The sequence below is a fragment of the Laceyella sediminis genome, from assembly GCF_003003125.1.
Classification (GTDB): domain Bacteria; phylum Bacillota; class Bacilli; order Thermoactinomycetales; family Thermoactinomycetaceae; genus Laceyella; species Laceyella tengchongensis.
On the sequence record NZ_PVTZ01000017.1, the window covers coordinates 1 to 26,762 of the forward strand.

Sequence of the window (26,762 nt, forward strand, 5' to 3'; positions counted from 1 at the left end):
CATTTGATTTTGACTTCAACCGTTCGAGTTTAGTTGAAAAAGGGTGAAAAAGCGAGCTTAAGATACACTCTGTCCAAAATTAAGGGGTTAATCCGCTGTCACTTGCAAGATACAATTTCAATACCACTATGGTTTCAACTAAACGATCGAAGTGGACGAGGACTTATACCAGGAGGACTGAATTTCAATACCACTATGGTTCCAACTAAACGATCGAAGTGGACGAGGACTTATACCAGGAGGACTGAATTTCAATACCACTATGGTTCCAACTAAACAATAGATGGGTCTTTTGTACTTGTCCGTACACTCGTATTTCAATACCACTATGGTTCCAACTAAACTGGTGCGTTCTGCGGTAGACGCGATCGCCCGCAACGCATTTCAATACCACTATGGTTCCAACTAAACCTGCTGTATAAGTCATCGACTTTGCATTCCAATAGTTCATTTCAATACCACTATGGTTCCAACTAAACCCGTATGTGAACGCCAGTCATCTCAAGCACTTTCATTATAGCAAAAGCCGAAAATGTCTGTGAACCTCTGATAATGCAAAAACCCCGGGAGGTTCACAGACTTTTTAGCGAGTGAAAGCGTCTCGGAGCTGCGACTCCATAACCATTTTCTCATTGCTCCACTTGTGCATCGACGCTCTACGGGAAAAGGCCGCCGCTTCATTCCCTCTTTAACAATACATTGTATATAAAAAGGGTTATCCAAGGCCTTATCTAAACAAATAAATAGACAGTTTCTAAGTGAGCAAACAAAGGTATATCCTATAAAAGAAATATTACAAAGACGACAAGGAGCGAAAACATGACAAATATCCGTTTACACTCAATTTCAAATCCAAACCCAGACAAAAACAAAAATGAAGATTTAGTGAGTTCTTTTCAGAATGTTTATTGGGTATTAGATGGTGCTTCTGTACCAAATGGACTTAAGGTTCCTAGTAAAATTGATACGAAGTGGTATGTTGAACAATTAGATAAAGGTATTAAAAAAGCACTAACCTCCTTTGCCGAACCTTATCATCTTAAAGAGATTCTTCACTATGCTATTCAATACGTACTTGATCATTCTAATCTAAGGGAGTATCGTTCAGTCGCCAATTTTGTTTTACCAAGTAGCACTGTCGCTATGGTTAAAATCAACAATAAACAGATGGAATACCTGGTGTTGGGGGACAGCTATATAGTTACAGATATAAGTGATTCAATTCGCTGTTTCACAGATAATCGTTTAGAAAAGGTCGGTGTGGAAATGAGAAGTGAAATCAACCACCTTTTACAAAGTGGCAATGGCTATCATTCAGACTCAATTAACAATATTAAAATGAATCTGGTAAAATTAGAAGTGTCATCCCGAAATCAAATAGATGGTTACTGGATTGCTTCAGAAAAACCCGACGCAGCTTATCATGCTATGACAGGAACATTGGCAATCAAAACAAAGGGTAAACACGTTTTATTGATGACTGACGGCTTTGCTAGGGCTGTAACAACATTAGACCTTTTCAAATCTTGGGGAGAATTACTCAAGTTCGTGAATAATTATGGGCTTGATAAATGCTTAGATTTGATCAGGAGCAAAGAATCAGCTGATCCTCAAGGACAAACATATCCACGTTTTAAACAATACGATGATGCCAGCGCATTGCTAATCAGCATCAACTAACCACCTACTGATAAAATGCCGGAGGATTGATTTTACTTGGAAAACTTGTTAGACAAACTGGATTTGATCCTCTCTCTGCTGATCAACTTACTACTTATAGGTAGTTGGATTTTCACACAACTCATGGAATGGAGTAAAAAAAGAGTAGTCGCTCGCTTTTTTGGGGCAGAACGTATCACTATCTACTTTCCAGGTAGAAATTTAGGGCGAACAATGCCTGTAATTGCAGCAGAGGATTTTTATGCTGCGTATCATTTGGCCGAATTTCTGCGCAATCATCGTATAGAAGTAAATCTAAAACATATTCCTGTTGACGCAAATATTAATTTCGAACCAGGTTCCATTGTCATCTGTGGTCCTAAATCCTCTCCTAGAACTAAAGAGATTCTTTCTACAGATCCCTATTACAAATTTAAAGAAGAAGGTGGGTTGTGGAAATTTATTGATACAACCACTAACAATGAGCTTCTATCCCCATCTGACAAGCAACCCGCCGAAAATATAGACATTGCCTATTTTGGTAGACTTCAGTTAGGTAAGAATGATCCCAACTTTGTCACAATGATTGCAGGATTGCATGCAATCGGAAGTTACGGAGTTGTCCATTATATAACCAACCTGAAAGTCTTAAAACAAATTGACAATGAAACCGGTAACCAGCGTTTCTCCACACTCATTTCAACATATTATGATCCTCAATCCATGAATATCCTCTCAAGTGGTTTACAAATGCCCTTAAAAAAGCATTAGTTCACCAAATTTGAATTTCTAATTTTTACAATTGTTGCAGAGTAGGATTCCCTATTCTGCAACAACTAACACCCATTTTCTGCAATCTATATCAATAGTAATCCAATCCGCAATCATTTTTCAATTATTTTCCTGATTTAAATTATTTAGGTTAAATTTATACAAAATCCAATACAATCGGGCTATTACTGATCAATCAAATTTCAGCGGCTCTCCTTCTTTTAAGCTACACCATTTAAATCACACGATGTTATTCCTTTTTATTCCAAACAACCTCACTTCGATATATAATGGTGGCAATTAAGGAGGGAGCAATGTATGACTGATTTGTCTCAAGATCTTATTCGCTATATCATAAAAAAGAGACGTAAAGAAAAAAATCTTCGTTTAGAAGATCTAAAAGATCGCAATATCTCTATTGCAACGATTAGTTTTATCGAAAATGGCGAACAAAGAGTTTCACAGGAAAAACTGCACTATTTACTAACAAAATTGAATATCGATCCAGCTTCTTTAAAACATTTGATTGCAGAAGAAGCAGAGAGAATCGAAGAGCTTCGGTTTCAGCTTGACTTTATTGAAGCCTTATTAGACAACAATGAAACAACAATAATTTATGACTTATTACTAGGTACAAAGTTAGAAGACTTTCATCCACTTGCACCACATTTTCACTACCTGATGGGATTGGCTCACTTAAAAAAACAAGAATGGCACAAAGCAGAGCATTTCTTTCAGCGAGCTATATTATTATGCCGACACCATTCACTCAATCCGTCGGATAACATCATTGCTCTATGCTTAAAAGAATTAAGCACTTGCGCGTATCATCAAAATGACTTGGACCAAGCATTGTCCTTTGTTAATCAAGGTTTAGAGGCCTTTCAAGCAGATAAAGAACGAAAAGAGGTTCGATATATTCTGTTAAGTAATAAAATTTTGTATCTGCTAAGAGCAGGACAAACAGAACAAGCGAGTCACTTATTAAACCAGATTTGGCCACTTATCCAAGAAATTGAGTTAACAAGGGTTACCTTGAACTTATATAAGTTCAGAGCCATCTTACTCAGAAAAAGCAAAATGTTCTCGGAAGCCATTGCCTGTTGCAAAGAGGGAATTCGGAAAGGGAAAAAGAACCTTTTCTTGAGTCGTACCTATGATTTGCTTAATGTGTTAGGTAGCATTTATCTACAGCAAAAAGCATATGGTAAAGCTGCTTACTATTTTGAGTTAGTGATTAATAATGACAAAGACGTAAAATTTCCCCGCAGACATATCGATGCTCATACATACCTAGCCATTTTACATGATGGTCAACAAAACTGGAACAAAGCAGAAAAACATTTAGAACAAGCCATCGAGTTAGGCAAAAAGCTAAATGATGCCTATCGTATAACCAAAGCCTACATTGTTCGTGGAAACAACCTTAAAAATCAACTCCATTATGATGATGCAGTTGCTTCATACAAACAAGCTATGATTTTGGCTCAAAATCACCATTACAAATCAATGGAAGCAAAAGCATTGTATTTAATGGCTGAATGTTATGATAAGATGAAAGAAGAAAAAGAATTTACTGATTCGACCAATCTTTTGTTCTTCCTGTTGAAAGAACTAAACTTTAAGGGGGACGAGGATGACATCTTTGACGTTTGCTAAATTTTCTAACAGCAGATACGGTGATGATGATACAGATACAGATTGAGTGAACCTGCACCAAGCAAGGGCTTGGTGCTTTTTATGTATAAAACTTGATCCAACCCCAACTATTTACAATGCACACACCCAAACAGAGACCATTTTATACTCGATAAATAATATCTTGCGACAAACCAACGAAATATAGGTTACAAAACGCACATTTTGTTACGTTGATAAATATAATCTTACATAACACCCATTCAATCACCTCATTAATGACATCCAAACCCCGCGAATCGATGGTCATCCAACTGACTATCAAAAAAAAATTACAGAACATGAGAAAGGTTTTTATAAACCTAAAGAAGAATAGTCCTTATGTGCAGACGGCCATCGGCGGAAACTCCTTTTCCCTACAAGTGAAGAGAATGGATAACAGCGTTGGTGCGCAGGCCCTTCAGCAAGCGGGTTGGGGGAATGGTTTGACTTCAAAATTTAAAAACAGCACAAAGAGCCAGGTCTTTTATGAATAAATACACACGTCAGCTCTACGATTATCATACCTGGGCTAATGCAAAGATGTTTGAACATTTGAAAGAGTTGCTCACTGACCTCTATCGCCGGGAGTTTGAGACGGGATTCTCTTCTCTGTCAAAGGTGTTGTCACACATGTATGCGGCGGATCAGATTTGGTTTGGCATCATGTCTGGCGGCGACATGATGGCGGTGTTGGCGATGGGGGAAACTTTTCAAGAGCAGGCTGAAGCGGCCAGCATGGCTGAGCTGGAAACGATGTTTGTGGCGTTGAGCCAGCAGTATCGCGCATTTTTTGAACGTCAAGGCGATCTGACTCAATCCATCGTGCTTGAACATGCTCATATCGGGAGAATGGAAACCCCACTCTATGAATTGGTGCAACATACTGTCAATCATGGCACCTATCACCGTGGCAACATCATGACCATGTTGCAACAATTGGGGCATCCATTCACCTCGATGGACTATATTTATTATCTGCATGCCAAAGCAACAAACGGATAGCGGCTTCTTCGCCACTATCCGTTTGTTTCACATCCAGGTAAATTTGTTTGGGTCCACTTGGGCCAAAAACGGGGAAACTTCTCCCTGCACATAGAGGAATAGCCGGTGCATGGCCCGTGTGCAAGCCGTGTACAAACGTTTCCGGTCGCTTTCTCTGCTGTAATTCTCCTGCGAAAAGTTGTAAATCACCACCGCGTCAAATTCAATGCCTTTGGCCAGGTACACCGGAAGGATCACCACGCCGGATGCCAACTCCTGGTCTTCTTTATCAACCAAAGTGATCGGCACATGCCCTTGCAGCCTAGCATACGTTTGCACGCATTCTTGATGGCTTTTGCAAATGACGGCCAGCGATTCATATCCCTCAGCTCGGATGGCTGCGATATCTTCATGCAGTTTGCGCGCTAAATCCTCCGGTGCTGCCAACTTTCGCACCACTGGCAACGGCCCTTCCCGATTAAACGGCGTCACGGGTTTAGCATCAGTCAGCAATTCACGGGTAAACGCGACGATTTGCGAAGTGGATCGATAACTACGGTTCATCTCGTATTGCTGGGCTTCTCCTTCAGCAAATAAGCTTGTCATCTGCTCCAAACCTGATTGACGCGTTTGGTGCGGCAAGATGGCTTGGTTCCAATCCCCCAAGACCGTCAGCTTGGCCATCGGAAACAGAGTCCGCATCACTTGCAATTGGAACGGCGAATAATCTTGCGCCTCATCGATCAGCACATACCGGATATCCATATACCGGCGGACGCCGTGAATCAATTCCTGCAAATACAAAAGAGGCGTGATATCCTCATAGGGAATGGTGCCTTCTTGAAAACGGCGTCGCGTATAAGCGCAAATTTCCAGCCAATCTGTAGGGATGTCCTCCCTTTTCGCAAACCGCTCCACCATGCCTTCTACAAAGAGCTGTTGATACACGCCATATACATCAACAAACGCGAGTTGCTTTACCTGTTTGCGAAGCGGCGCGAACCGCTGACGAACCACTTTCTTGCGCAAAGTCGACTCTGCTTTGTGGTGCTCTCCCGGATCAGCATCGCCCCAGATGCTGGACTTGTACGCCCGATAATAATCTTCCTTTTCGAGGAATTCGACTTCCTCTCCTACCCAATCGTCCCAGATGCATTGTTCCGCCAGCCGCTCCAATTCATCTAACAACCAGGCGCGCATCATCTGCACCCGGCTGGCTAATTTGGCATCGGGGGCATGTGTGTAAAATCGCTCTTCCATCTGTTCACGGGAAACCAGCACCCGGCCGTTTAGCATGATATCCCGAAATTGCATACCGTCTTGCTCCAACCATTGTTTGTACCCTTGCAACAAGTGGAAAAAGCAAATAGAAGACTTATACCGAATCCCACTCATGCGGGCGGGTAGCGCTGGATCAGATTCATGGGTGAGCACATGTTCCAGCTGGTCAAATGCGTCTTCGATGTGAAACGCATTTCCCAACCGGTGTTCCGCATACTTTTGAAACGTCGTCTGCTTGATATTTTCTTCACCCAACTCCGGCAAAACATTGGAGACATAGCTCATAAAGACCGGATTGGGCGAAAACAGAAGCACTTGCGAGTGGGACAGCCAAGAGCGGTGCTTATAGAGCAAATAAGCGATCCGTTGCAGGGCGACCGATGTTTTGCCGCTTCCCGCAGCCCCTTGCACAAACACCGCCTTGCTGCGGTCGTCGCGAATGATGCGGTTCTGCTCCGCCTGGATCGTCGCGACGATATTTTTCATCTGTGTGTCGGAGCGTTGACCCAACACTTCTTTGAGAATGGTATCGCCGATCACTGCGCCCATGTCAAATGCCGATAACAGCTTGCCGTCTTTAATCAGGTATTGCCGTTTTAAGTGCATGGTTCCCTGAACCGTCCCCATCGGCGTCTCATATTCAACCGGCCCCGGCATCCCGTCATAATACATGTTAGCAATTGGGGCCCGCCAATCGTAAACCAAATGGGCATCCGTCTTTTCATCAAAATACGAAGCGATGCCGATGTAAATCTCTTCCGTGTTGGTTTCTCCCGCTTCGGTGAAATCCACCCGGCCAAAATACGGCGATTTCACCATGCGCTTCAGCACATGAAAGCGGCGGCGATCCCGCTCTTGTCTTCGTTCTTGTTCAGACATCACCCGCGCTTGCTGGGTGATACTCGCCACCGTTTCCAAGGCGTCCTCCGCAGTGGCCATGTTTACGGTCACATCTTCCCAAAATTCCCCACGCCAGACGCGCAAATCTTCACCTTGGGTAGATAGCTGCTTGCTCAGCTCGGAGATCGCCTCATTCATTTCTGTGAGCACATGTTGTAAACGCCGTTCTTCCAATTGCCATTCCTCTTTGCCTATGGACATCCTATCCACCGCCTGTATTTGCCGAGGCGCATCTTTTCTCAACCCACTTTTCCAGACGCTCCCCGGTCTCAATCTACAAATCAAGGTTTTCACAACAAGTTCGCTAAAACCCATACGCTTCCTTCTAGTACTATAGTTGTAATTTTTTGAACTTAGTATAATATAAAGATAATGAATTCACTACAACTAGCTGATGAGGATTTTTTATGGACTTTCAAATGGATGAACAACTTGTTGAACATAATGGAATAGATGCTTTGAACTGGTCTGCTGAATTTGAAGCATTAGCCAACCGGATTGGTAAACAGTTTCCACGTGTGGAAGAGCGGCAACGTTGTCGCGCTTATCTATTGGGATTGCTGAGTTCTGTTGAACGAAAAAACGGTTGGCAATTAGCTGAGTATACGGGTGTCTCGACTCCATACGGCATTCAGCATTTGCTGGGAAGAGCGCGATGGGACGCTGAAGCCGTTCGCGATGACTTGCAACAATATATGTAAGAACATTTATCTCATCCTGAGGCGGTTGTAGTAATAGACGAAACGGGTTTTCTTAAAAAAGGTCAGAAGTCTGTAGGAGTTCAACGTCAATATAGCGGAACCGCTGGTCGGATTGAAAATTGTCAAATGGGAGTATGCTTAAGTTATGCCAGTCCAAAAGGAGCCACCTTGATTGACCGTAGTCTCTATCTTCCTAAAGCTTGGATAGAAGATCCACAACGTTGTGAAAAAACTGGGGTACCAAATCATACAGAATTTTATACCAAACCTCAACTTGCACGCCAGATGTTGCTCAGCTGTCCGTAGTGGCCCCGACCTGCAGCAAGATTACACGGAATGATACTTGAACAAAGCGCCAACATCATCGTTGGCGCGTTTGCTGGACTGAAAGACGGTGAATAACAATTATTTTTTTATGTTCCGCTTATGAGATTGGCGATTAAGTAGACCGCCACACCCCAGATGATCAGGGCGGAGATTTTGTTGATGACGCCCAAGACCCTGCCGGATGAATCCAACTGTCCAACCAGTTTCCCACACAGGGCCAGTCCAAAAAACCATATCCATGAAACGGCTACACAGGCGAGGCTAAACACCCATTTCTCCATACCCTCATATTGGATGGAACTGGTTCCAATGACCCCGATCGTATCAAGGATCGCATGGGGATTCAACAAGGAAACGGAAGCGGCAAAGGAGATTTGTTGCTTGGTGGACATCCGTTCCGCTTGGCCCCCGACTGGATTGGGTTTAGACTTCCATACGGTCCAACCCATATAGAGCAGGAACAGGATCCCCACCGAGAATAAAATGAGTTGGAGCCATTCGATGGTGAGAATGATGACAGAAACGCCCAACACCGCCAAAGAAATGAGCAACGTATCACAAATCGATGCGGTGAGGATGACTGGCAAGGCCCGGAAGAAGCGGGGTTGGGTTGCGCCTTGGTTAAATACGAACACGTTTTGCGCGCCCAACGGCAAAATAAGGCCGAACGCGAGAATCATGCCATGGATCAATGCTTGAATCATAGGTGAAAACCCTCCAGTTAATTTAAAAAGAACAGGTTGAACCTGTTTCTTCACATTCATCTAATGGAAGCATTAGGCTGGCCGATGGTTTGTGTTGGTCCAGTGAATACAGCGAAGAGCAGATCACACCGGAGCCGAGTAGGTCCGCCAATTGGCGCAGGGCCAGGGTGGCTCGGGATCGATCCTCGGCTTTTGCCCCATCCGCAAAGAAGATAGCGGTGCGGGTCGCCTCGGTTATCTTGGTCGCTTCTGCATCGCGATGATTCCAATAAGCGCAGAGGATGCGCTTTTTGTCGGCATACACCACGGCATCCGCATCCAGTGTGAGAGGAGTCTGCATGCCGATGCCATAAAACAACTCACCCCCCGCGCTCAACCGCAGGATGATTTCATCCCGCACCGTATCCAAATCATACGCGCCCATGCATAGTTGATAGGACAAGGAAATGGCATTGTACGCATCCACCACCGGATGGATCCCAAAGACCGGCTTTTGTTTCACCGCCCGTTTATAAAGGCTTTCAAACGAACACAGATATTTGCTGGGTTTGATGCCCATAGATTGATAAACGGCCCGCCAACCCGTACTCACTTCCTTAGCCCGGTCGTGGTCGATGCGAGTTTCCACCGTGGCGAGATAATCTCGAATCAATTCGTGGTTCACGCGATGCAGGTTGGATGCCAGCATAAAATGAACATTGGCGTCGGGATAGCGCTGGACTATTTTTTCATCCAATGATACATGAAAGGACTTCATTGCGGTTCAACTCCATCTTTCATAAGAGTATGATTGATGGCCGGAAACCCTTGTCCCCATGAGGGCCAACAATGAGCGAAACGCATGGGAACATTCGGATTTGGGGCCATCGGTTATTTGGTGCAAGGTTGCTTAATTCAATTTTGCAAAGCGGCCCCCGATGTCTTCAATGACGGAACGCACCCCCGGCAGCAATGACTTGAAGTATCCTGAACAATGGTGCGCTTCCCTGTATTCAGGCAATTCCATTAAAATCAAATGCGCCTTCCTCAAATTGTAGTGGGGAACGGCAGGAAACAAATGATGCACCAGATGATAATTGTCATGATGCGGATGAATGAGAAATCGTTCAATGGGGTTACCAAACGTATTTCTGCTGGATAAGAGTAAATTTGTGCTTTTTAAACCGGAATGTTCCGCCATTTCCGCCCAATACCGAAGCACCTGAAAGGTTGTTAACAGGGGGACAAACCAGAATAAAATCAAGTCCATCCAAAAGTCAAACAGAATGGAGCTTCCTATGATTACAATCCAGTAGAGAAAGCGACTCCATTTTTCCGTCAAGCTCTCATCTTTGGAAAAGAGGTTCACACAAATTGTCCCATATATGTATTTGGGCACATGAAGCAAAAAAATAGGTTTGACGACATGGGCAAACAAAAACTTCCATGGGTCTTCTTGGGGCTTGTCCAAACCAACTAGCTCATAGCGCTTAGTGTCAGGGTCTTTCTCGGTATCCCATAAATACTTGTGATGAGAGAAATGGGACTTGCAATAAGTGCTGTAAGAAGTGAATACGGGATAAGCGGCAAACAACGAACCGATCCAACGGTTAAGTACGCGGTTTTTAAACAGCAGGGCATGGCTTGCCTCATGCATTAAGTTATCAAACGCCCTCATTCTGCTACCAATGATGAGGATGGACAAGAAGTAGACCCAAACCGAGGGGAAAAGCTTATACATGATGATAGAAAGGGCAATGAGGCCCCAATCATAAGCCAACGCAAAAAAATTGTACCAATTGTTTCTCTCTTGAAGTTTTTGAATCCGTGTTCGAATTTCTTTGGGAAACTGCACTCTTTTGATAGCTAAATCTTCTTGGTCGTGAGCTAGCTTTATAGACCTCATTGTTATCATCTCCTTCAACCTTTAAATATATTATATATTTATAATTTAATAGATCAATGATTTAGACTTTAAAATCAAATTCAAATAATGTTTATTTTGTATTGATTGTCATAACAAACTCATGGATATACATTTTAATGATTTGGATTAAAATGCAACTGTAGTACTAGATTACCCGTTTCTCCGCATTCACAGCACAAAATGGATATGCCGAATGGGGTAGTTTCATTCCCCACATCCGTTACAGGGCCGGCCCTTGTGGCAACGAGATGCACTTGTCCGGTCAAAATCAGCGATTCTTGATATGAGTCTGATAAAGCGACTCCCATTTTGGGTAAGATGACATGAGAGCAACGCATTTGACATCCATTCTGGCAAACACGGAGGCGTTCGCATGAATAACTGCTATGATGTGATTATTGTGGGTGCTGGGCCCGCCGGAATCTTCACTTGCTACGAGTTGACATTGCGGTGCCCGGAAGCCAAGGTCTTGCTGATTGACAAAGGGCACGACATCCACCGTCGCAATTGCCCTATTTTGCAGAAAAAAATTCAGAAATGCCCGCCCGCCGCCGGAAAAAAAGATTTCGCCGGTTGTGTGCCGGCTTGCTCCATCACCAACGGCTTTGGCGGTGCCGGGGCCTACTCCGACGGAAAGTTCAACATCACCAGCGAATTCGGCGGCTGGATGACGGACTATCTGGATGCGGAAACGGTAGTTGAGTTGATTAAATATGTGGATCAAATCAATCTGAAACACGGAGCCAGCGATGTGCTGACTGATCCTCTGACTGAACGGGTGCGCGAGATCGAAAAGCGCGCATACTCTGCCGGACTCAAATTGCTCCGCGCCCAAGTACGACATTTGGGCACGGAACAAAACCTCAAGATTTTGACCAGCATCTATGAATACCTACAGGATAAAATTGAGATGCGCTATCAAACAGAAGTGGCCGATCTGGTGACGGAGAAAGCCGAAGGTGTGCATCATGCGTGCGGGGTCGAGCTTAAGGACGGCACCACCCTACTCGCTGATAAGGTGGTGATCGTCCCCGGACGAGATGGCTCGCATTGGCTAGGCAATCTGCTTAAAAAACGGCGCATCAAAATGAGTGCCAACCAAGTGGATATCGGGGTTCGGGTGGAAACCTCCAACCTGGTGATGGAAGAGATCAACGAACATCTGTATGAGGGCAAATTTATCTTCAACACTTCTGTCGGCACCAGAGTGCGCACATTTTGCTCCAATCCGTCCGGCCACGTAGTGGTTGAGAACCATTCAGGGATCATGCTGGCCAACGGACATGCTTACAAAAACCCCGAACTCGGCAGCAACAACACCAACTTCGCGCTGTTGGTCTCCCATCAGTTTGCCGATCCATTCGACCAACCGACCGAGTACGCCCACGCCATTTCCCGATTGGCTAACCAATTGTCCAATGGCGGGGTGATCGTGCAAAAATATGGTGACATCAAAAAAGGGCGCCGCTCCACTCCCAAACGGATCAAAGAAGGGTTTATCTCCCCGACATTGAAGGAAGCGGTGCCCGGCGACTTGGGACTGGTCCTACCCTACAACACCATGAAAAGTTTGATTGAAATGCTGGAAGCCTTGGATAAAGTCACCCCTGGTATCGCCGCAGAACACACTCTCTTCTACGGAGTCGAAGCAAAATTTTACTCCGCCCGCCCCAAACTAAACCGCCATTTCGAGTCGGAGATTGCCGGCTTGTATTTGGGCGGAGACGGAGCGGGCGTCACGCGAGGATTGGCCCAGGCTGGAGCGTGCGGGGTTTGGATCGCGCGCGATATCGCCAGCAAGTTAGGGTAAGATAAAGCTTTTTAGACCCATATACAAAAGGCCCCGATGAAGGGGCTTTTGTTTTTAAATTTAACCCCCTGATTGTCCTGCCGGCTGGGGAGCACCCCACCACTGCCGGATCACCCGCTCCCATGCCGGGGTATACACTACGTCAATGGAGCGGCAAAATTGTGCATCTCGCACGGGTTTGGTCACCAACGCGGGCATATGCAAATGCTCGGCCATCATCCGCGGCACAAACGAAATGCCAATGCCCCGCGCTACATACATGGGGATGGACTCATTCGCATCCAGCTCCAGTACCGTCTTTGGCGGAATTCCCCACCGTTCGCAACACCTGAGCCATGATTCCCGCATGTCGCACGGTTCTTTGTACACCACCAACGGCTCCGTCAAAAAATCTTGCGGCGCAAGCGACGGCAACTGAGCCAAGGGATGCGAAACAGGCAATACGGCGACATAAGGCTCTTCCAACAGGCGCCGGGACAACATCCCCGAACCGCCGGCAAAGTCCTGCACAAACACTACATCACACATTCCATCCCGCCACTTGGCAATCAACTGGTCGGTGGTATCCGCCACGGTCATCTCCACTGCTTGGCCGCGGGTATGGAGCTCATGGATAAACGAAGGGAGAAAATAGCTGACCAGGCTGGGCAGTCCTCCCATCCGTAGCGGCGCCTCCTCGGCAAACTGCCTCATTTCCCGCTCGATTTGTTCAATTTCCGCCAAAATGGCACGCGCCCGGCTATAAAAGTGCCGGCCCGCCTCTGTCAAGACCACTCCCGTCGTTTTCCGGATTAACAATCGGCATTGCAACTGTTCTTCCAATTGGCTCATCTGCTTGGTGAGAGCCGGTTGGGAAACGAATAACGCGTCGGCCGCTTTGTTCAAACTCCCTTTTTCCACCACGGTGGCAAAGGCATGCAATTGTCGCAACGTAAACACGATTCGCTCTCTCCTGCCTTGCATGAGTGAAGACAACAAAATCCTGATTGGACACGGTTGTCTTATGCACGGGATATAACTTGAGGTTATAACGGTATCTCTTTTTGATCATACCATGGGTTCCCGCTTCCTGATATCCTATTCCTCATCAACACACGAAAGCGGGGATCATCATGACTTGGATCACTTGGCTCGGCTACGCACTTATGTGCATCATCTACGGTACTTCCTTTCTAGCTATTAAACTGGGGCTTGGTGACGGCATGCCCCCCTTCTTGGCGGCCGGCCTGCGCTTTGCCATCGCTGGCGGCTTGCTCTGCCTATTCCTCGGTCTATCCAAACGCTGGCAATCCCTTAACTGGCGAACTTATTTGGAGTTAGCGTGGATCGGTTTCTGCATGACAACGGTTCCCTTCGCCGCGCTGTACTGGGCGGAGCAACATATTGATTCAGGGGAAGCCGCTCTATTGGTAGCGACATCTCCCCTCTTCAGCGCCATCCTCGCCCTGCTCTTCAGGCAGCTCAGTTTTACTTGGACGCTGGTAGTAGGCTTGCTTTTGAGCGGAGGCGGGATGGTGTTCGTCATCGGCGAGACCCCCTCGGCCTTCCAACTCGGCTCTCTCCCGTTTTATGGAAAATTGGCCATCGTCCTGTCCGAATTCATTCACGGACTCGGTGCCATTCACGCCAAACGGCTCATGAACAGGGTGTCACCCGCCACACTTAACGGATGGCAAATGATCTTCGCCAGTTTCGGTCTGTTCGCGCTTTCATTGCTGATAGAAAAAAACGCGCAAGTCGATTTCACGCCGGTTACTCTCCTGTCCCTGCTCCACTTGAGCATCGTGGTCTCCATTGTCGCCTCTGGCCTGTTTTATTGGTTAATGCGCGAAACCAATCCGCTGTTCCCTGTCACGTGGACCTATGTGTCACCGGTGATCGCTGTAGTTGTGGGGGCTCTGTTCCTGAATGAACGCGTCACGCTCGCCCACATCATCGGCGGCGCGTGCGTCCTGATCGGCATCATCGTGATGAATCTCAAAACCAAACAACCCGCATCTGACTCCTCAACCGCATCTCTGTCAAACGCAAACAAGCCGACCAGCGTCTAGGTCGGCTTGTTTTTGCAATGCGGGGCAAAACTCGATTTTAATGCCACCAGGTATTTGGCGCTTACATGCTGACAACAGCAGTGCCACGCTTGGCTTACAACTCCGGTTTGGCCGATGGGCGGGGGGCATGCTTTCGGTTGGACAGATAACTATGGAAAATCATGCCAATCACTACTAGGCCCATGCCCGCCCAAGACCACAGTGACGGCAGTTCCGCTTGCAACCAAACCACTTCCATCAACACAGCAAACAGCACCTCAGCTGATTGCGTCGCCTCGACGGCGGCCAATTGTTGCATATCTCCCTTCACCATATCCGTCGCCTGGAAAAACAGCACCGTGGCCACCACTCCCGAACACATCGCTACCAATAGCGACTGGAAAAGTTGGCTTTCGCTCGGCGCTCCAACCGTCAACCCGCCATAAATGGACAGCACCAACCAAAACGGGAGACTCGCCAGCGTCATGCCCAACACCCGCTGATATGCGTCCAATTTCCCTTCGCAAACCTCCATCATTTTCCGATTGCCCAATGGATAAGCAAATGAGGCCACCAGCACTGGGAGGATTCCCCCGACGATCTCTGTGAGGGAGAGTTGGCGAGCATACTCTAGCTGCATCAGCGCGATCCCCACGACGATCAACATGGAGACACCCAGAGCTAGCCACGGAATCGATTGGCGGACTTTCCGCACGCCCGTCGGCGTCTGCACTTTCTCCCAAAAGAAGGGCGCCAACAAGGTACCAGATATAATCGTCACCTGCCATGTACCGGCGATCAACCAGCCGGGGCCGTATGCCGCCGCAAAGCACATCGGGGCGTAAAACAAACCAAACCCCACCATGCTCCATCCCAGCCAAGGGAGGGGATGAGCCCGCATATGGGCGAAGAGCGGCTTCACATTTCGACGCAAGCCCACGATCAGGAACAAAAAGGGCACCATAAACCAATATCGCAACGACGCACTCCAAATCCAGCTCCCTCCGGACAATTCCATCGCCCGATTCAACACAAAAGTAAACGCAAAAAAGAATGCCGCGATCACACCTAACAGTATCGGCCGCATCTTGCCATCCTCTCCCATCCAAACAAGGTCGCAATCTATTAAAACCAAATGATATAACTCTTTTTTACACAAAAACATTCTACCACACACCTGTGGTAGAATGCCCTATTAAAAAACATTTATAGAAGAAACTGATATAAGAGGACTTAGCTTGATGTCGACGTCGTCGGCAACGGTTGCCGTTTCAAGGCGCCATGTAACAAAAACACCAGCCCGAAGCTAGGAATCGTCAACGCCGCCATCAGCAAGAAAGGCAATTGCGGCGACACAGCGTAGGCATATCCGCACAAGATCGTCAATAGCCCCGTGCCAAGCCCCATCGCCAAGGAAGCGTATGTTCCCTGCGCGGAAGGGATGTATGCATTGGGTACCCATTGATTGACGAATCTCATATAAGCAAAATGAGTCAAGCCGAACGTAATTGCATGCAACACTTGCGTGATGATGAACACCGTTGCATCGGGAAACAGGTAAATCGCTCCCCAACGAACGACGGACGACACCGCAGCAATGAAAAACATCACCGCAATCGGCACGTTGGCCATAAACCGGTCAGCAACATAGAAGAACCCGATCTCAGCGACAACTGCCACAATCATGATCAAGCCAATCTGGGAGTTATCAATCCCCAGCTTCTGCAGATAAACGACACCATAGCTGTTATATGCGGCATGTGCCCCTTGCAGCAAAATGCATATCAACAGGCACCAAATGAAAGCACGTGACTTGAATAGCTTGCGCATGGACACGTTGTCCCTGGTGGACGCTTTTGTGGCGAACTGGTTGGACACCCCGACAAAAGAGTGCAGATATACAATGATTAGTCCAATAAACAAAACATATAGGGTGCTAGCATCCCCCAGCCGGGATGTAATCCAGCCCGTCACATACAGGCCGACGATGTATCCCACCGAACCCCACAAACGGCTTCGTCCATAATCAATCTGTTTCTCTTTGGCCAACATGTTGGCGATCGTTTCATTCATCGGCAATAACACCGGATATGTCCAAGCAAACAACACGGTCAGAACCAAGATGGGCACAAAGCCTTGAAATGGAATAAATCCGAGCAAGATGACCGCCGACAAGAAAGGAAGCCATCGCGCCAGCTGAGACAAAGGGGCCACGCGGCATAAGGCTGGATAACCATACAACGTGGACACAGACCGCACAATCAGACTGAGAGAGACAAACCAACCGGCTTCTTCAATCGAAAAGCCTTTCGTCTTAAGCCAAGCTGTCCAATATGGAATAAAGACACCCCAGGTGAAAAAAAACAAATAAAATTGCACTGACATGCCTGCTTGTTTATTCATTCCTCCAACTCCCCAAACAGATAAAGCCGACCCAACATATTGGGTCGGTTGTTTTATATATTATGATCTGTCATCAGACCACATCTGTTATTTTGGTGATACTGAATAATACTCTTCCAAGACAATGCCTCTGCTCTTGATCTCTTGGGCTATTTCCTTGCCGACATAGCGAATGTGCCAAGGTTCGTATCCATAGCCGGTCACATCTTCTTTCCCTTTAGCATAGCGAATGATAAAACCAAATTCGTGCGCATGGTCCGCCAACCAACGTCCTTCCGCTGTTGCGGCGAACGACTCGACCAAGCGGAGTCCCACACTGCGGGCCGACACGTCCATCGCCAAGCCAGTTTGGTGCTCGCTATGACCAGGCACAGCGTTATATTTGGCTGTGCTCTCTTTCCCTTTTCTCCTTAACGCCGACTCATAAGTCGCTTGTTGCCTTTCATAAGAACGGTACCCTGATACGGCAACCAACTCAATCCCTTGTTTTTTTGCCGCGGCGAACAATTGCTCCAGCGCTTGGGCTGCCTCTTTGCGCATCAACTTCTTCTCGTCCTTGCCCCATGAGGAAAACGGCACATCGGGCTGCACCAAGTCGGCGGGCTTATACCCCGACGGCAAAGCGCGTTGTTTATTGACCAACACCGCCAGCGAAGCCGGGTCAGACGGAATCGCAATCACCTGTTTGGCTGGCGGTTTGGACACAGGTTGATCTTCCGGTTTGGCTTGTTTGGTTGCCGTCTCTTTGGAAGGGGTTGGCGTCGAATCGTTAGCAGCCAGTGATCCCCCGCAACCGCCCAAAAGAAGAGCCGCTCCTAACATCAAAGTAGCCAGGTGAATCGATTTTTTTGTCTTGCGCACTCTCTCCCCTCCTACGTAACGCATATTATCTCAATCAATGTAAACCTCTCTTACCTCTCTCTGGAGAACATGGCTAAGGTAGAGCGAAACTCATCTTCCATACCCTTCATGCGCCAAGCGCGTGCATGCGGAAAAATTGGCTCCGCTCATCAACAGCATTAAAAAAAACAATTTCGTTCTAAGCTATTTCAAAACCATCTTATGGACAAAAATAACGAGAGGACCGTGTTTTAACACGTTTCCCCATTCGCTTCTCGTCCATCGACGATCGAGACGACATTTGAAAAACACGACGCAAAACATGCCTGTGATTCTCCAATATAAAATAATAACTTAAAATGAGCAGAGATATAAGGGGCAATCCCCAACGTTAGCAAAATAACCATATCTTCGGAAAAGCGAAAGCTATCTTGTTTGCCCATTAAGATTGTAGAAAGAACTTGAAGCAATCGGAAATATTTGCCACCAACAGCTGGATAAGACCTGGTCCGAACAGGCCCACCCACATTCCGAACAACATGTATCCATTCATCATTTATTTGGTTCATTTCAACATATAAACCCAATAAAACCTTTTTATAACAAATTCATGCTTACGGGACCAAATGCCCATACTTATGAAGAAAGAAAAAATATTTTGTCCACCTGGCATAAACACAATGAAAAAAATATGTTAAAGTAATGGTGTAAACCGCGTCATGACAGCGCTTGCATGCGATTCATTTGTCCATTCACCATGGACAAATGTTTACGAACAAAAGAATACCCGGGACTTTGGAGGGATTTTATCGTGTCAAGCAAGGTATTATCACAATTCTTACAGGAAAATTTACAAGAACTGAAAGAAAAAGGACTTTATAATGTGATCGATCCTCTGGAAAGCGCCAACGGACCTGTGATCAAGATTGATGGACGGGAATTGATCAACCTCTCTTCCAACAACTATCTGGGTCTGGCCACCGATCCGCGGCTTAAAGAAGCGGCCATCAACGCGATCGAAACATACGGGGTCGGTGCTGGTGCCGTTCGGACCATCAATGGTACCCTCCAACTTCACGTCGAGCTGGAAGAAACCCTTGCTGCTTTCAAAAAGACGGAAGCAGCCATTGCCTACCAATCTGGATTCAACTGCAACATGGCAGCGATTTCAGCTGTAATGGACAAAAACGACGCCATCTTGTCTGACGAGTTGAACCATGCTTCGATCATTGATGGTTGCCGCCTCTCCAAAGCGAAAATCATCCGTTTCAACCACTCCGACATGGATGACCTGCGCCAAAAAGCGAAAGAAGCAAAAGAATCCGGCCTTTACAACAAAATCATGGTCATTACCGACGGTGTCTTTTCTATGGATGGGGATATCGCCAAACTTCCGGAAATCGTGGAGATTGCCGAAGAATACGATCTCATCACCTATGTGGATGACGCACACGGCTCCGGCGTGTTGGGTGGTGGCGCTGGTACAGTCAAACACTTCGGCCTGTCTGACAAAGTGGATTTCCAAATCGGCACCTTGTCCAAAGCAATTGGCGTAGTCGGGGGATATGTGGCTGGGAAACGAGAACTGATCGATTGGCTCAAGGTACGCAGCCGTCCGTTCCTGTTCTCCACTGCCTTGACGCCAGGTGATGTGGCCGCGGCGAAAAAAGCGATTGAAATCCTGATGGACAGCACCGAACTGCAGCAAAAACTGTGGGATAACGCCAATTACCTGAAACAAGGCCTGAAGGAGCTGGGCTTTAACATCGGCGACAGTGAAACACCGATCACGCCTTGCATCATCGGGGGCGAAGTGGAAACGCAGGCATTTAGCAAACGCCTGAACGAAGAAGGCGTTTACGCTAAAGCAATCGTGTTCCCAACCGTACCACGCGGAACCGGACGGGTGCGCAACATGCCTACTGCCGCACACACCAAAGAGATGCTGGATCGCGTCTTGGAGATCTACGCCAAAGTGGGTAAAGAAATGGGAATCATTTAATGGTTTCACAACGCAGCAATCCTTAGCACTTCATTAGATGCAAGTCACCTGATGACAAATCGTTCCATTTGGTTGGAGGAAGACTTATGAAAAGAATCCTTGTTACTGGAGCCTTGGGGCAAATCGGATCAGAACTCGTTATGCGTTTGCGGGAAATCTATGGCGCAAGCCATGTCATCGCCACTGACATCCGGCGGACGGATAGTCCCGTTGTGGAGTCAGGCCCCTTTGAGATATTGGATGTCACTGATGCCGAAGCGATGTACGCCGTCGCCAAAAAACGGCAGGTGGACACCATCATCCATCTGGCAGCATTGCTGTCAGCAACCGCCGAAGCCAAACCCCTCTTGGCTTGGAATCTAAACATGGGCGGATTGGTCAACGCCCTCGAAGTAGCTCGTGAGCTGGATTGCCAATTTTTTACCCCCAGCTCGATCGGCGCCTTTGGCCCTTCCACGCCCAAAGACAACACTCCGCAGGACACCATTCAGCGTCCTACCACCATGTATGGGGTCAACAAAGTATCTGGCGAATTGTTGTGTGACTATTACTACCATAAATTCGGGGTGGATACCCGTGGCCTCCGCTTTCCGGGACTGATATCTTATGTGGCTCCCCCCGGCGGCGGCACGACCGATTATGCGGTGGAAATCTATTATGAAGCGATCAAGCAGGGCCGGTACACTTCTTACATCGCACAAGGCACATACATGGACATGATGTATATGCCCGACGCCTTGAACGCCATCATCACCTTGATGGAAGCCGACGCCGCCAAGCTGAAACACCGCAACGCCTTCAATGTGACGGCGATGTCCTTTGAACCGGAAGAGATTGCCGCGGCCATCCGCAAGCATATCCCCTCCTTCACCTTGGACTATGACGTCGATCCAGTGCGCCAAGGAATCGCCGAAAGCTGGCCCAATTCCATCGACGCCACGGCGGCCAAGGAGGAATGGGGCTTCAAAGCAGCTTATGATTTGGACAAAATGACAGCGGACATGTTGCAAAAGCTGAGTGAAAAACTCACTCCCGCCAACTTGCACCCGTCACGGTGACATCAGAAACAGCAAAAAACGTCTCCCCAGATAGATGGGGAGACGTTTTTGTTATGATTGCATTCCCAGCGGAATGATATAAGCGACCATCATGGCAAAGTGGACACCGGAACCGGCAGAGATAAACAGATGGAAAATCTCATGAAACCCAAATTTTTGGGGAAAGAAGTCAAATATCTTGGTGGCATAAATGATAGAGCCGATGGTGTACAACACACCGCCCACGATCATCAAGATGATTGCCCCTAGCGGTAGCACTTCCACCAGTTTAACAAAAGGAATCACCGCGATCCACCCAAGTGTGACATAAAACGCAGTCGACACGTAACGCGGAAGGTGGATGAAGGTAATTTTCAAGACAATGCCTATGACGCACATCACCCAGATCACCGTTAACATGACCGTTCGCCACAGCCCGTCCAACCCATGGTAAAACACCGGAGTGTAGGAACCGGCAATCAGCAGGTAAATGGCGCAGTGGTCGATCTTCTTCAGGATCAGTTCCTTTTTCGGCGTCGTTTTCACCCAATGATAAATCGAACTGGCAGCATACAGCAAAATGAGGCTAACTCCGTAGATGGTCATGGTGATCAAGGTGGAGATGTTTTCCCGGCTCAACAAGATCAGGTAAACCAAGCCGACAACCGCCGCCAAACAGGTGACAAAGTGGGTCCAGGTATTGACGGGTTCTTTCATTTTCAACGCATTCCACATATTCGAATCTCTCCTTGTAAAGGACGTGCCTGGCAACTCAGGTTGACGGGTAGAGGTAGCAGAAAAACCATGTCCTGATACGCGGCCGCCACTACCAGTCCCTTTTCTTTTGGCGCGCCGACAAGAAACGATAGCCGGAGACGGCCGTTTCCAACGCGAGGCGCCGGGCAGGTGCTTCCCAATCATCCCCCAGCATGGCAGCGATTTGTTCCAGGCGGTAGTACAAGGTTTGCCTGTGGATGAACAAAGATTTGGCCGTCTGCTGTTTTTGCAGGCCAGTTTGAAAGTACACTTCCAAGGTGCGCACTAAGTTCGTCTTATTTCTAGCGTCGTATTGCAACAACGGGCCCAAGTGAAGGTCGACAAAAGATTGCACCGCCGCCGTGTCCATATGCAAAAACAGTTGCCACGCCCGCAACTTCTCATAATGGATCAGCGTATGCGTACCCATGACGGCGCTCCCTTCCTCATCACCCTGGAGATCATCTTGAGGCACTTCGTCCATGGACAAAGCCAAACAGGCCTCTTCCCACGCCTTAGCCATCCGGTCAAGATGGTCAAGCCGATGGCTGACCCCCACTTTCCATCGGGTCGTCAAACGCGGATGAAGTCGACGGAATTGTGCGAACAGCATGTCAAACCCTTTGTCAACGCGAGCGATAAAGGGATCAGCAGCAAATGTTTGCTGTTCGGCGAGGATGATCGCCAAGCGGTTCTCCACTGGAGCCACCCAGACTTTGATCCCTTTCTGCTCAAACACATGCTGCATCATGCGGATCAGTTGCACCAAAAACACTCGCCCCAGTCCACTCTCATCCGCAAACGTCCACTCGTCTTGGCTCAGCGCGCACAGCACGCAATTTTTCCGTTTCTCAAACACCCCGAGCAGGCTCGACGGCACCTCGCCCCGCTTGCCGCCTACCAAATCGACCATCCACCGCTTGCCTTCTTCCAGCTCCCACTCTTCGGACAAAAATTGGCGCAAATACTCTTGGGCGATGGCGATCATCACGCGATCGATGATCAGGTTCAAATACTCCGTCAGCTTGCGGGTGGTTTTGATGTAAAGTTCGCCGATGTTCACTTCTAACACCGTGATCGGGCGGCGAAGCGTGTTTTTCTTTATCGGCTTTTCTGTTTCGGGGTAGATGAACGTCTTGCCCAGATAATCTTCAATCCAGACCACAAAGCCGGTTTCCTTGTGCAGTAGTTGCAGGATTTTTCTCAACCCCTGCGGTTGCAAAGTCAATTGCAAAAATTGGGTCGAGATGCGCTCCAGCGACAACAGCTGGTCTTGATGCCGCGCGATCAGCCAAGTGTGGATGTCCTGCGTGATTTCCACGAATGAGACTGGCTCCTCAAAGATGATGATGGGAAACTGGCGCTCATCGGCAAAGCGCTTGACCGCCTCCGGAATGACGACGAATTGGTGGATCATCTCAATCGACAATGCGGCCACTTTGCTTTCAACGAGCTCACGGACATAATCTAGCTTCAACTCTTTCTCCTCTCCTAGCCCTACCCCAGTCATCAGCACCAACTCCCCGCCTTTGACATAGGAAGAGCCGTCAAGGATCTCCAACACATGAACCCAGCGAACGGCGCGGTTAAGCCCGCCTTGCCCGGCAATGACCTTTGCCTTTTGAAACAAGGGGCGTTTTAACATTTCTGCTACGGTGAAAGAATCGAGGATATTCATCTTATCTCACCCCCTTGCCACTTGATTATTTCCGTCATAAACCCAATAACCCTATTGTAAAGAACTTTGCTGTGAAATGATAGTGATGACCGGCAACTCCATCACCTTTTCCCATCGCTTCTCGCAAGGCAGAGGCGCACACCGGCAAATCACAAAAAAACAAGAGAGGCGGCATGTTCGCCACCTCTCTTGTTTATCTGCATGTGGTGTTTTAGGAGTGAATCGGTTTTTCATTAATGCAAGACGGATTCTTTGCGCAGGAATTCTGCCAACTCTTGGAAAGGCAGTCCATGAGCTTCTGCTACCGCGCGGCAAGTCAACACGCCATCCAGTATGTTTACCCCTTTGGCGAGGGCTTTGTTTTCGGAAACTGCCTGTACTACCCCTTTATTAGCGAGCTGCAATCCGTATGGTACCGTTACGTTGGACAGGGCCAGCGTGGAAGTGCGGGCGACCGATCCCGGAATGTTGGCCACCGCATAATGCAAGACGCCGTGTTTCACATAAGTTGGGTTGCTGTGTGTGGTAATGCGATCAACCGTTTCAATGGAACCACCTTGGTCGATGGCCACGTCCACGATCACCGATCCTTCTTCCATGCTTTTCACCATGTCTTCCGTCACCAACCGCGGTGCGCGCGCACCAGGGATCAGCACGGCGCCGATCAGCAGATCCGCTTTTTTGACTGCATTGGCCAAGTTGTAAGGATTGGACATCAACGTTTTGACCCGTCCTTGGAACAGATCGTCCAATTGGCGCAGACGCTCAGCGCTGATATCGAGGATGGTTACACTTGCGCCGAGGCCCACTGCCATTTTCGCAGCGTTGGTACCTACAATACCGCCACCAACAATCACTACTTCCGCAGGCAACACGCCGGGCACGCCGCCGAGCAGAACTCCTTTGCCGCCTTTCGCTTTCTCCAGGAATTGGGCACCGATTTGGATCGACATCCGTCCTGCCACTTCACTCATCGGAGTCAACAGCGGCAATGAACCGTTGTCCAGCTGGATCGTTTCATAAGCGATCGCCGCCACTTTGTTGTCGATCAGCGCTTTCGTCAACTCCGGTTCCGCCGCCAGGTGCAGGTAGGTGTAAAGAATGAGGCCTTCACGGAAATAACCGTACTCTTCCTTCAACGGCTCTTTCACTTTCATCACCATTTCAGCCGACCATGCCTCTTTGGCGCTGGAAACGATTTTCGCACCCGCTTCCTTGTACGCTTCATCGCTGAATCCGCTTCCCAGACCAGCGCCTGTTTCCACCCACACTTCATGACCTTGGCCGATAAAGGCTGCTACGCCGCCCGGGGTCAAACCAACCCGGTTTTCGTTGTTTTTTATTTCTTTAGGTACACCAATGATCATCGCCATCACCTTTACATTCAGTATGATAAAATAAAGTATAAAACCAAAGGAAAACGATTACATTAGACAACATGTATAAACTCAAGCCATTTCCCTTCAACATCCTGCCAACGTCACCCATTTGACGCGCAAACCTGCTATGATAGAGTTGGTTTATTCATACCAACCAATGTCCATTCCATTTCTATCAATGCACCCGCGCTGCCCGGACGGTGACTAGGGCGTGTCTGATGAATTGGGCAACGGCTCCAAAAACCATTTTCTTATTCGCTTCACTTGTTCTCGAGAAAAGGTTTTTCCGCCACTTCTTCCCCACCAACTTGATTTGCCAGACACATCCTAGCCAGTGGCCGCGCTTGGAATGGGCATCGACTCTTGTAACACGCACCATAGGTCATTATCATCGTTGTTACGCATCTTAGGAGGAGACCTACATGAAGGTACTAGGTGTTGTCTTTAAAGATCGGATCGATCTGAAACTCTTTTTCGTCGTCATGGAAAACCAAGTTCATCTGGAAGTGTGGGACATTCTACACAACTATCACTTTGAGGCGTTGGATGTCTGCCATACCCTGCATGAACCCCTGACGTTTGATCAAATGCACGAGATGTTGCAGGACATGTCGCACAAATTTGATGAACTTTATCCCGACTATCTTGAAAAATTGGCGGCGTTGTAGTAGCGAGAATAAGAGAGGCTAGCTTTTGGGGTGAAGAGAGGTGGCCGGGCATCAAAAACCATTTCCCAGCCGCTCACGGAGAGGTTATCCATCAAAAAACCGGCTCGCAAGACAAACGTCCGAAAGCCGGTCAGTTACAAACGGATTCTTATTTTTTGAACATCGATTTCAACACAAACGCGACATTGGCCGGACGCTCGGCCAAGCGGCGCATGAAGTAGCCGTACCAGTCGTTGCCATAAGGCACATACACCCGCATCGTGTATCCTTCTTTAGCGAGTTCCAGCTGTCTTTGCACCCGGATGCCATACAGCATTTGGAATTCAAACTGCGAGAAGGGTATATTGTGCTCTTTCACAAACTTTTTGACGTGTTCAATCACGTTATCATCATGAGTGGCGATAGCTGCGTAATTCCCGTAAAGAAGGTGTTTCTCGATGATCTTGATGAAATTGCGATCCACATCTTCTTTGGCCGGGAAAGCCACTTCTGGAGATTCTTTGTACGCACCTTTCACCAAGCGCAGGTTTGGCTTAAACTTGTTCAACTCATCGATGTCCTGCTCTACTTTGTACAAATATGCTTGCACGACCAAGCCCACGGTTTCACCGTATTCTTCCCGCAACTCACTAAAAATGTCCATGGTGATTTGATTGTGTTCGTAATCTTCCATGTCGATCCGCACAAAGTTGTTGAGGCGTTTGGCGCAATCAAGAATGCGGCGCATGTTTTTCATGCACAGTTCTTTCGAAATGTCCAAACCCAACTGCGTCATTTTTAATGACAGATTGGACTTTACACCCGCTTCTGCAATCGCTTCCAAAGTACGGATGCAATAATCAGCCGATTCGATTGCTTCTTCTTCACTAAATACGAATTCGCCTAAATGGTCCAACGTCGCAACAATGCCTTTTTCATTCAGCTCTTTGACTGTGGAGATCGCCGCTTTGATGGTTTCACCGGCCACGAATCGGTTCGCCCCAAACCGAAGCCCCCATTTTTTAGCCGCTTTATTGGCTACTTTGTTTTTTGACAAGAATAAAAACATATCCCGCATCAATTGTTCCATCATAATCTCCCCTTGTGCCTTTCCTGTTTTAGTAATAAACAATCTAGCAAAAATCATACCAACTTATTTTCACAGGATTTGGCGGCCATTTATTCACTAAATGTACACAAAGGTGTTCAATCACTTGCACATCTATGTTTAATCGATTACACTTTTGTTCATGATTATCAACCCGGCACT

At 47.5% G+C, this 26,762-nt stretch carries 21 protein-coding genes, 1 pseudogene and 1 CRISPR repeat array; of the genes and pseudogenes, 10 read left to right on the forward strand and 12 right to left on the reverse strand.

What is annotated here, in order from left to right; translation table 11 throughout:
* The first annotated feature begins 114 nt into the window (after window positions 1-114).
* A CRISPR array of direct repeats spans window positions 115-479; the repeat unit is 30 nt; unit sequence ATTTCAATACCACTATGGTTCCAACTAAAC.
* Between the two features lie 340 nt (window positions 480-819).
* The 4 genes from CLV36_RS15290 (at window position 820) to CLV36_RS15310 (ending at window position 5,112) form a co-directional block, all read left to right on the forward strand.
* Window positions 820-1,680: a protein phosphatase 2C domain-containing protein gene (locus CLV36_RS15290; RefSeq protein WP_022738368.1), complete on the forward strand. Its 861-nt coding sequence runs from the start codon at window positions 820-822 to the stop codon at window positions 1,678-1,680.
* A gap of 36 nt (window positions 1,681-1,716) precedes the next feature.
* A complete protein-coding gene (locus CLV36_RS15295) occupies window positions 1,717-2,430 on the forward strand; it encodes a hypothetical protein (protein WP_022738367.1) in 714 nt (237 codons plus the stop codon).
* A gap of 318 nt (window positions 2,431-2,748) precedes the next feature.
* Entirely contained in the window at window positions 2,749-4,089 is a 1,341-nt protein-coding gene (locus tag CLV36_RS15300; RefSeq protein WP_106343248.1) for a helix-turn-helix domain-containing protein, read from the forward strand.
* A 507-nt stretch (window positions 4,090-4,596) separates the two neighbouring features.
* Complete coding sequence (locus CLV36_RS15310) at window positions 4,597-5,112, forward strand: DinB family protein (protein WP_106343250.1); 516 nt, start codon at window positions 4,597-4,599, stop codon at window positions 5,110-5,112.
* A gap of 27 nt (window positions 5,113-5,139) precedes the next feature.
* On the opposite strand, the gene helD is transcribed toward CLV36_RS15310, so the two are convergent.
* Window positions 5,140-7,473 carry an RNA polymerase recycling motor HelD gene (gene helD / locus CLV36_RS15315; protein WP_106343251.1) on the reverse strand — a complete coding sequence of 778 codons (2,334 nt, stop codon included), beginning with the start codon at window positions 7,471-7,473 and terminating at the stop codon, window positions 5,140-5,142.
* 206 nt (window positions 7,474-7,679) lie between these two features.
* Between helD and CLV36_RS17745 the strand changes: the two are divergent.
* Window positions 7,680-8,264 (forward strand): annotated as a pseudogene (locus tag CLV36_RS17745) (IS701 family transposase); the annotation flags it as partial.
* Between the two features lie 122 nt (window positions 8,265-8,386).
* On the opposite strand, the gene CLV36_RS15330 reads toward CLV36_RS17745, so the two are convergent.
* The 3 genes from CLV36_RS15330 to CLV36_RS15340 form a co-directional block, all read right to left on the reverse strand.
* Window positions 8,387-9,004 (reverse strand): LysE/ArgO family amino acid transporter, encoded by a 618-nt coding sequence (locus tag CLV36_RS15330; protein ID WP_022738361.1) that lies wholly within the window; start codon window positions 9,002-9,004, stop codon window positions 8,387-8,389.
* 22 nt (window positions 9,005-9,026) lie between these two features.
* A complete protein-coding gene (locus CLV36_RS15335) occupies window positions 9,027-9,761 on the reverse strand; it encodes a B3/B4 domain-containing protein (RefSeq protein ID WP_022738359.1) in 735 nt (244 codons plus the stop codon).
* A 132-nt stretch (window positions 9,762-9,893) separates the two neighbouring features.
* A complete protein-coding gene (locus tag CLV36_RS15340; protein ID WP_054096117.1) occupies window positions 9,894-10,889 on the reverse strand; it encodes a fatty acid desaturase family protein in 996 nt (331 codons plus the stop codon).
* Between the two features lie 394 nt (window positions 10,890-11,283).
* Here CLV36_RS15340 and CLV36_RS15345 point away from each other — a divergent pair, with 394 nt between their 5' ends.
* Window positions 11,284-12,720: an NAD(P)/FAD-dependent oxidoreductase gene (locus tag CLV36_RS15345; RefSeq protein WP_106343252.1), complete on the forward strand. Its 1,437-nt coding sequence runs from the start codon at window positions 11,284-11,286 to the stop codon at window positions 12,718-12,720.
* Between the two features lie 60 nt (window positions 12,721-12,780).
* Here CLV36_RS15345 and CLV36_RS15350 read toward each other — a convergent pair whose 3' ends face one another.
* Window positions 12,781-13,659, reverse strand: coding sequence for a LysR family transcriptional regulator (locus CLV36_RS15350; RefSeq protein ID WP_181353101.1), 879 nt, complete (start codon window positions 13,657-13,659; stop codon window positions 12,781-12,783).
* Between the two features lie 173 nt (window positions 13,660-13,832).
* On the opposite strand from CLV36_RS15350, the gene CLV36_RS15355 reads away from it, so the two are divergent.
* Window positions 13,833-14,771, forward strand: a complete 939-nt coding sequence (locus CLV36_RS15355) for a DMT family transporter (RefSeq protein ID WP_106343254.1) — start codon at window positions 13,833-13,835, stop codon at window positions 14,769-14,771.
* A gap of 94 nt (window positions 14,772-14,865) precedes the next feature.
* On the opposite strand, the gene CLV36_RS15360 is transcribed toward CLV36_RS15355, so the two are convergent.
* The 3 genes from CLV36_RS15360 to CLV36_RS15370 form a co-directional block, all read right to left on the reverse strand.
* Window positions 14,866-15,837 (reverse strand): DMT family transporter, encoded by a 972-nt coding sequence (locus CLV36_RS15360; RefSeq protein WP_106343283.1) that lies wholly within the window; start codon window positions 15,835-15,837, stop codon window positions 14,866-14,868.
* Between the two features lie 146 nt (window positions 15,838-15,983).
* Window positions 15,984-17,153: an MFS transporter gene (locus tag CLV36_RS15365; protein ID WP_106343255.1), complete on the reverse strand. Its 1,170-nt coding sequence runs from the start codon at window positions 17,151-17,153 to the stop codon at window positions 15,984-15,986.
* An 87-nt stretch (window positions 17,154-17,240) separates the two neighbouring features.
* The gene (locus CLV36_RS15370; RefSeq protein WP_425436590.1) at window positions 17,241-17,975 is read right to left on the reverse strand and encodes a M15 family metallopeptidase; all 735 of its coding nucleotides are present in this window, start codon (window positions 17,973-17,975) and stop codon (window positions 17,241-17,243) included.
* A gap of 829 nt (window positions 17,976-18,804) precedes the next feature.
* Between CLV36_RS15370 and CLV36_RS15375 the strand changes: the two genes are divergently transcribed.
* Window positions 18,805-19,995: a glycine C-acetyltransferase gene (locus CLV36_RS15375; protein WP_022738349.1), complete on the forward strand. Its 1,191-nt coding sequence runs from the start codon at window positions 18,805-18,807 to the stop codon at window positions 19,993-19,995.
* Window positions 19,996-20,081: 86 nt separating this feature from the next.
* On the forward strand, window positions 20,082-21,053 hold the full coding sequence (locus CLV36_RS15380; RefSeq protein WP_102991775.1) for an L-threonine 3-dehydrogenase: 972 nt from the start codon (window positions 20,082-20,084) through the stop codon (window positions 21,051-21,053).
* 51 nt (window positions 21,054-21,104) lie between these two features.
* On the opposite strand, the gene trhA is transcribed toward CLV36_RS15380, so the two are convergent.
* The 3 genes from trhA to ald form a co-directional block, all read right to left on the reverse strand.
* Complete coding sequence (gene trhA, locus CLV36_RS15385) at window positions 21,105-21,767, reverse strand: PAQR family membrane homeostasis protein TrhA (protein WP_245888390.1); 663 nt, start codon at window positions 21,765-21,767, stop codon at window positions 21,105-21,107.
* 91 nt (window positions 21,768-21,858) lie between these two features.
* Window positions 21,859-23,466, reverse strand: a complete 1,608-nt coding sequence (locus CLV36_RS15390; protein ID WP_106343257.1) for a PucR family transcriptional regulator — start codon at window positions 23,464-23,466, stop codon at window positions 21,859-21,861.
* Between the two features lie 233 nt (window positions 23,467-23,699).
* On the reverse strand, window positions 23,700-24,833 hold the full coding sequence (ald, locus tag CLV36_RS15395; RefSeq protein ID WP_106343258.1) for an alanine dehydrogenase: 1,134 nt from the start codon (window positions 24,831-24,833) through the stop codon (window positions 23,700-23,702).
* 434 nt (window positions 24,834-25,267) lie between these two features.
* On the opposite strand from ald, the gene CLV36_RS15400 reads away from it, so the two are divergent.
* Window positions 25,268-25,513 (forward strand): hypothetical protein, encoded by a 246-nt coding sequence (locus CLV36_RS15400; RefSeq protein ID WP_106343259.1) that lies wholly within the window; start codon window positions 25,268-25,270, stop codon window positions 25,511-25,513.
* 148 nt (window positions 25,514-25,661) lie between these two features.
* On the opposite strand, the gene CLV36_RS15405 is transcribed toward CLV36_RS15400, so the two are convergent.
* On the reverse strand, window positions 25,662-26,582 hold the full coding sequence (locus tag CLV36_RS15405; protein WP_102991771.1) for a proline dehydrogenase family protein: 921 nt from the start codon (window positions 26,580-26,582) through the stop codon (window positions 25,662-25,664).
* Window positions 26,583-26,762 lie beyond the last annotated feature (180 nt).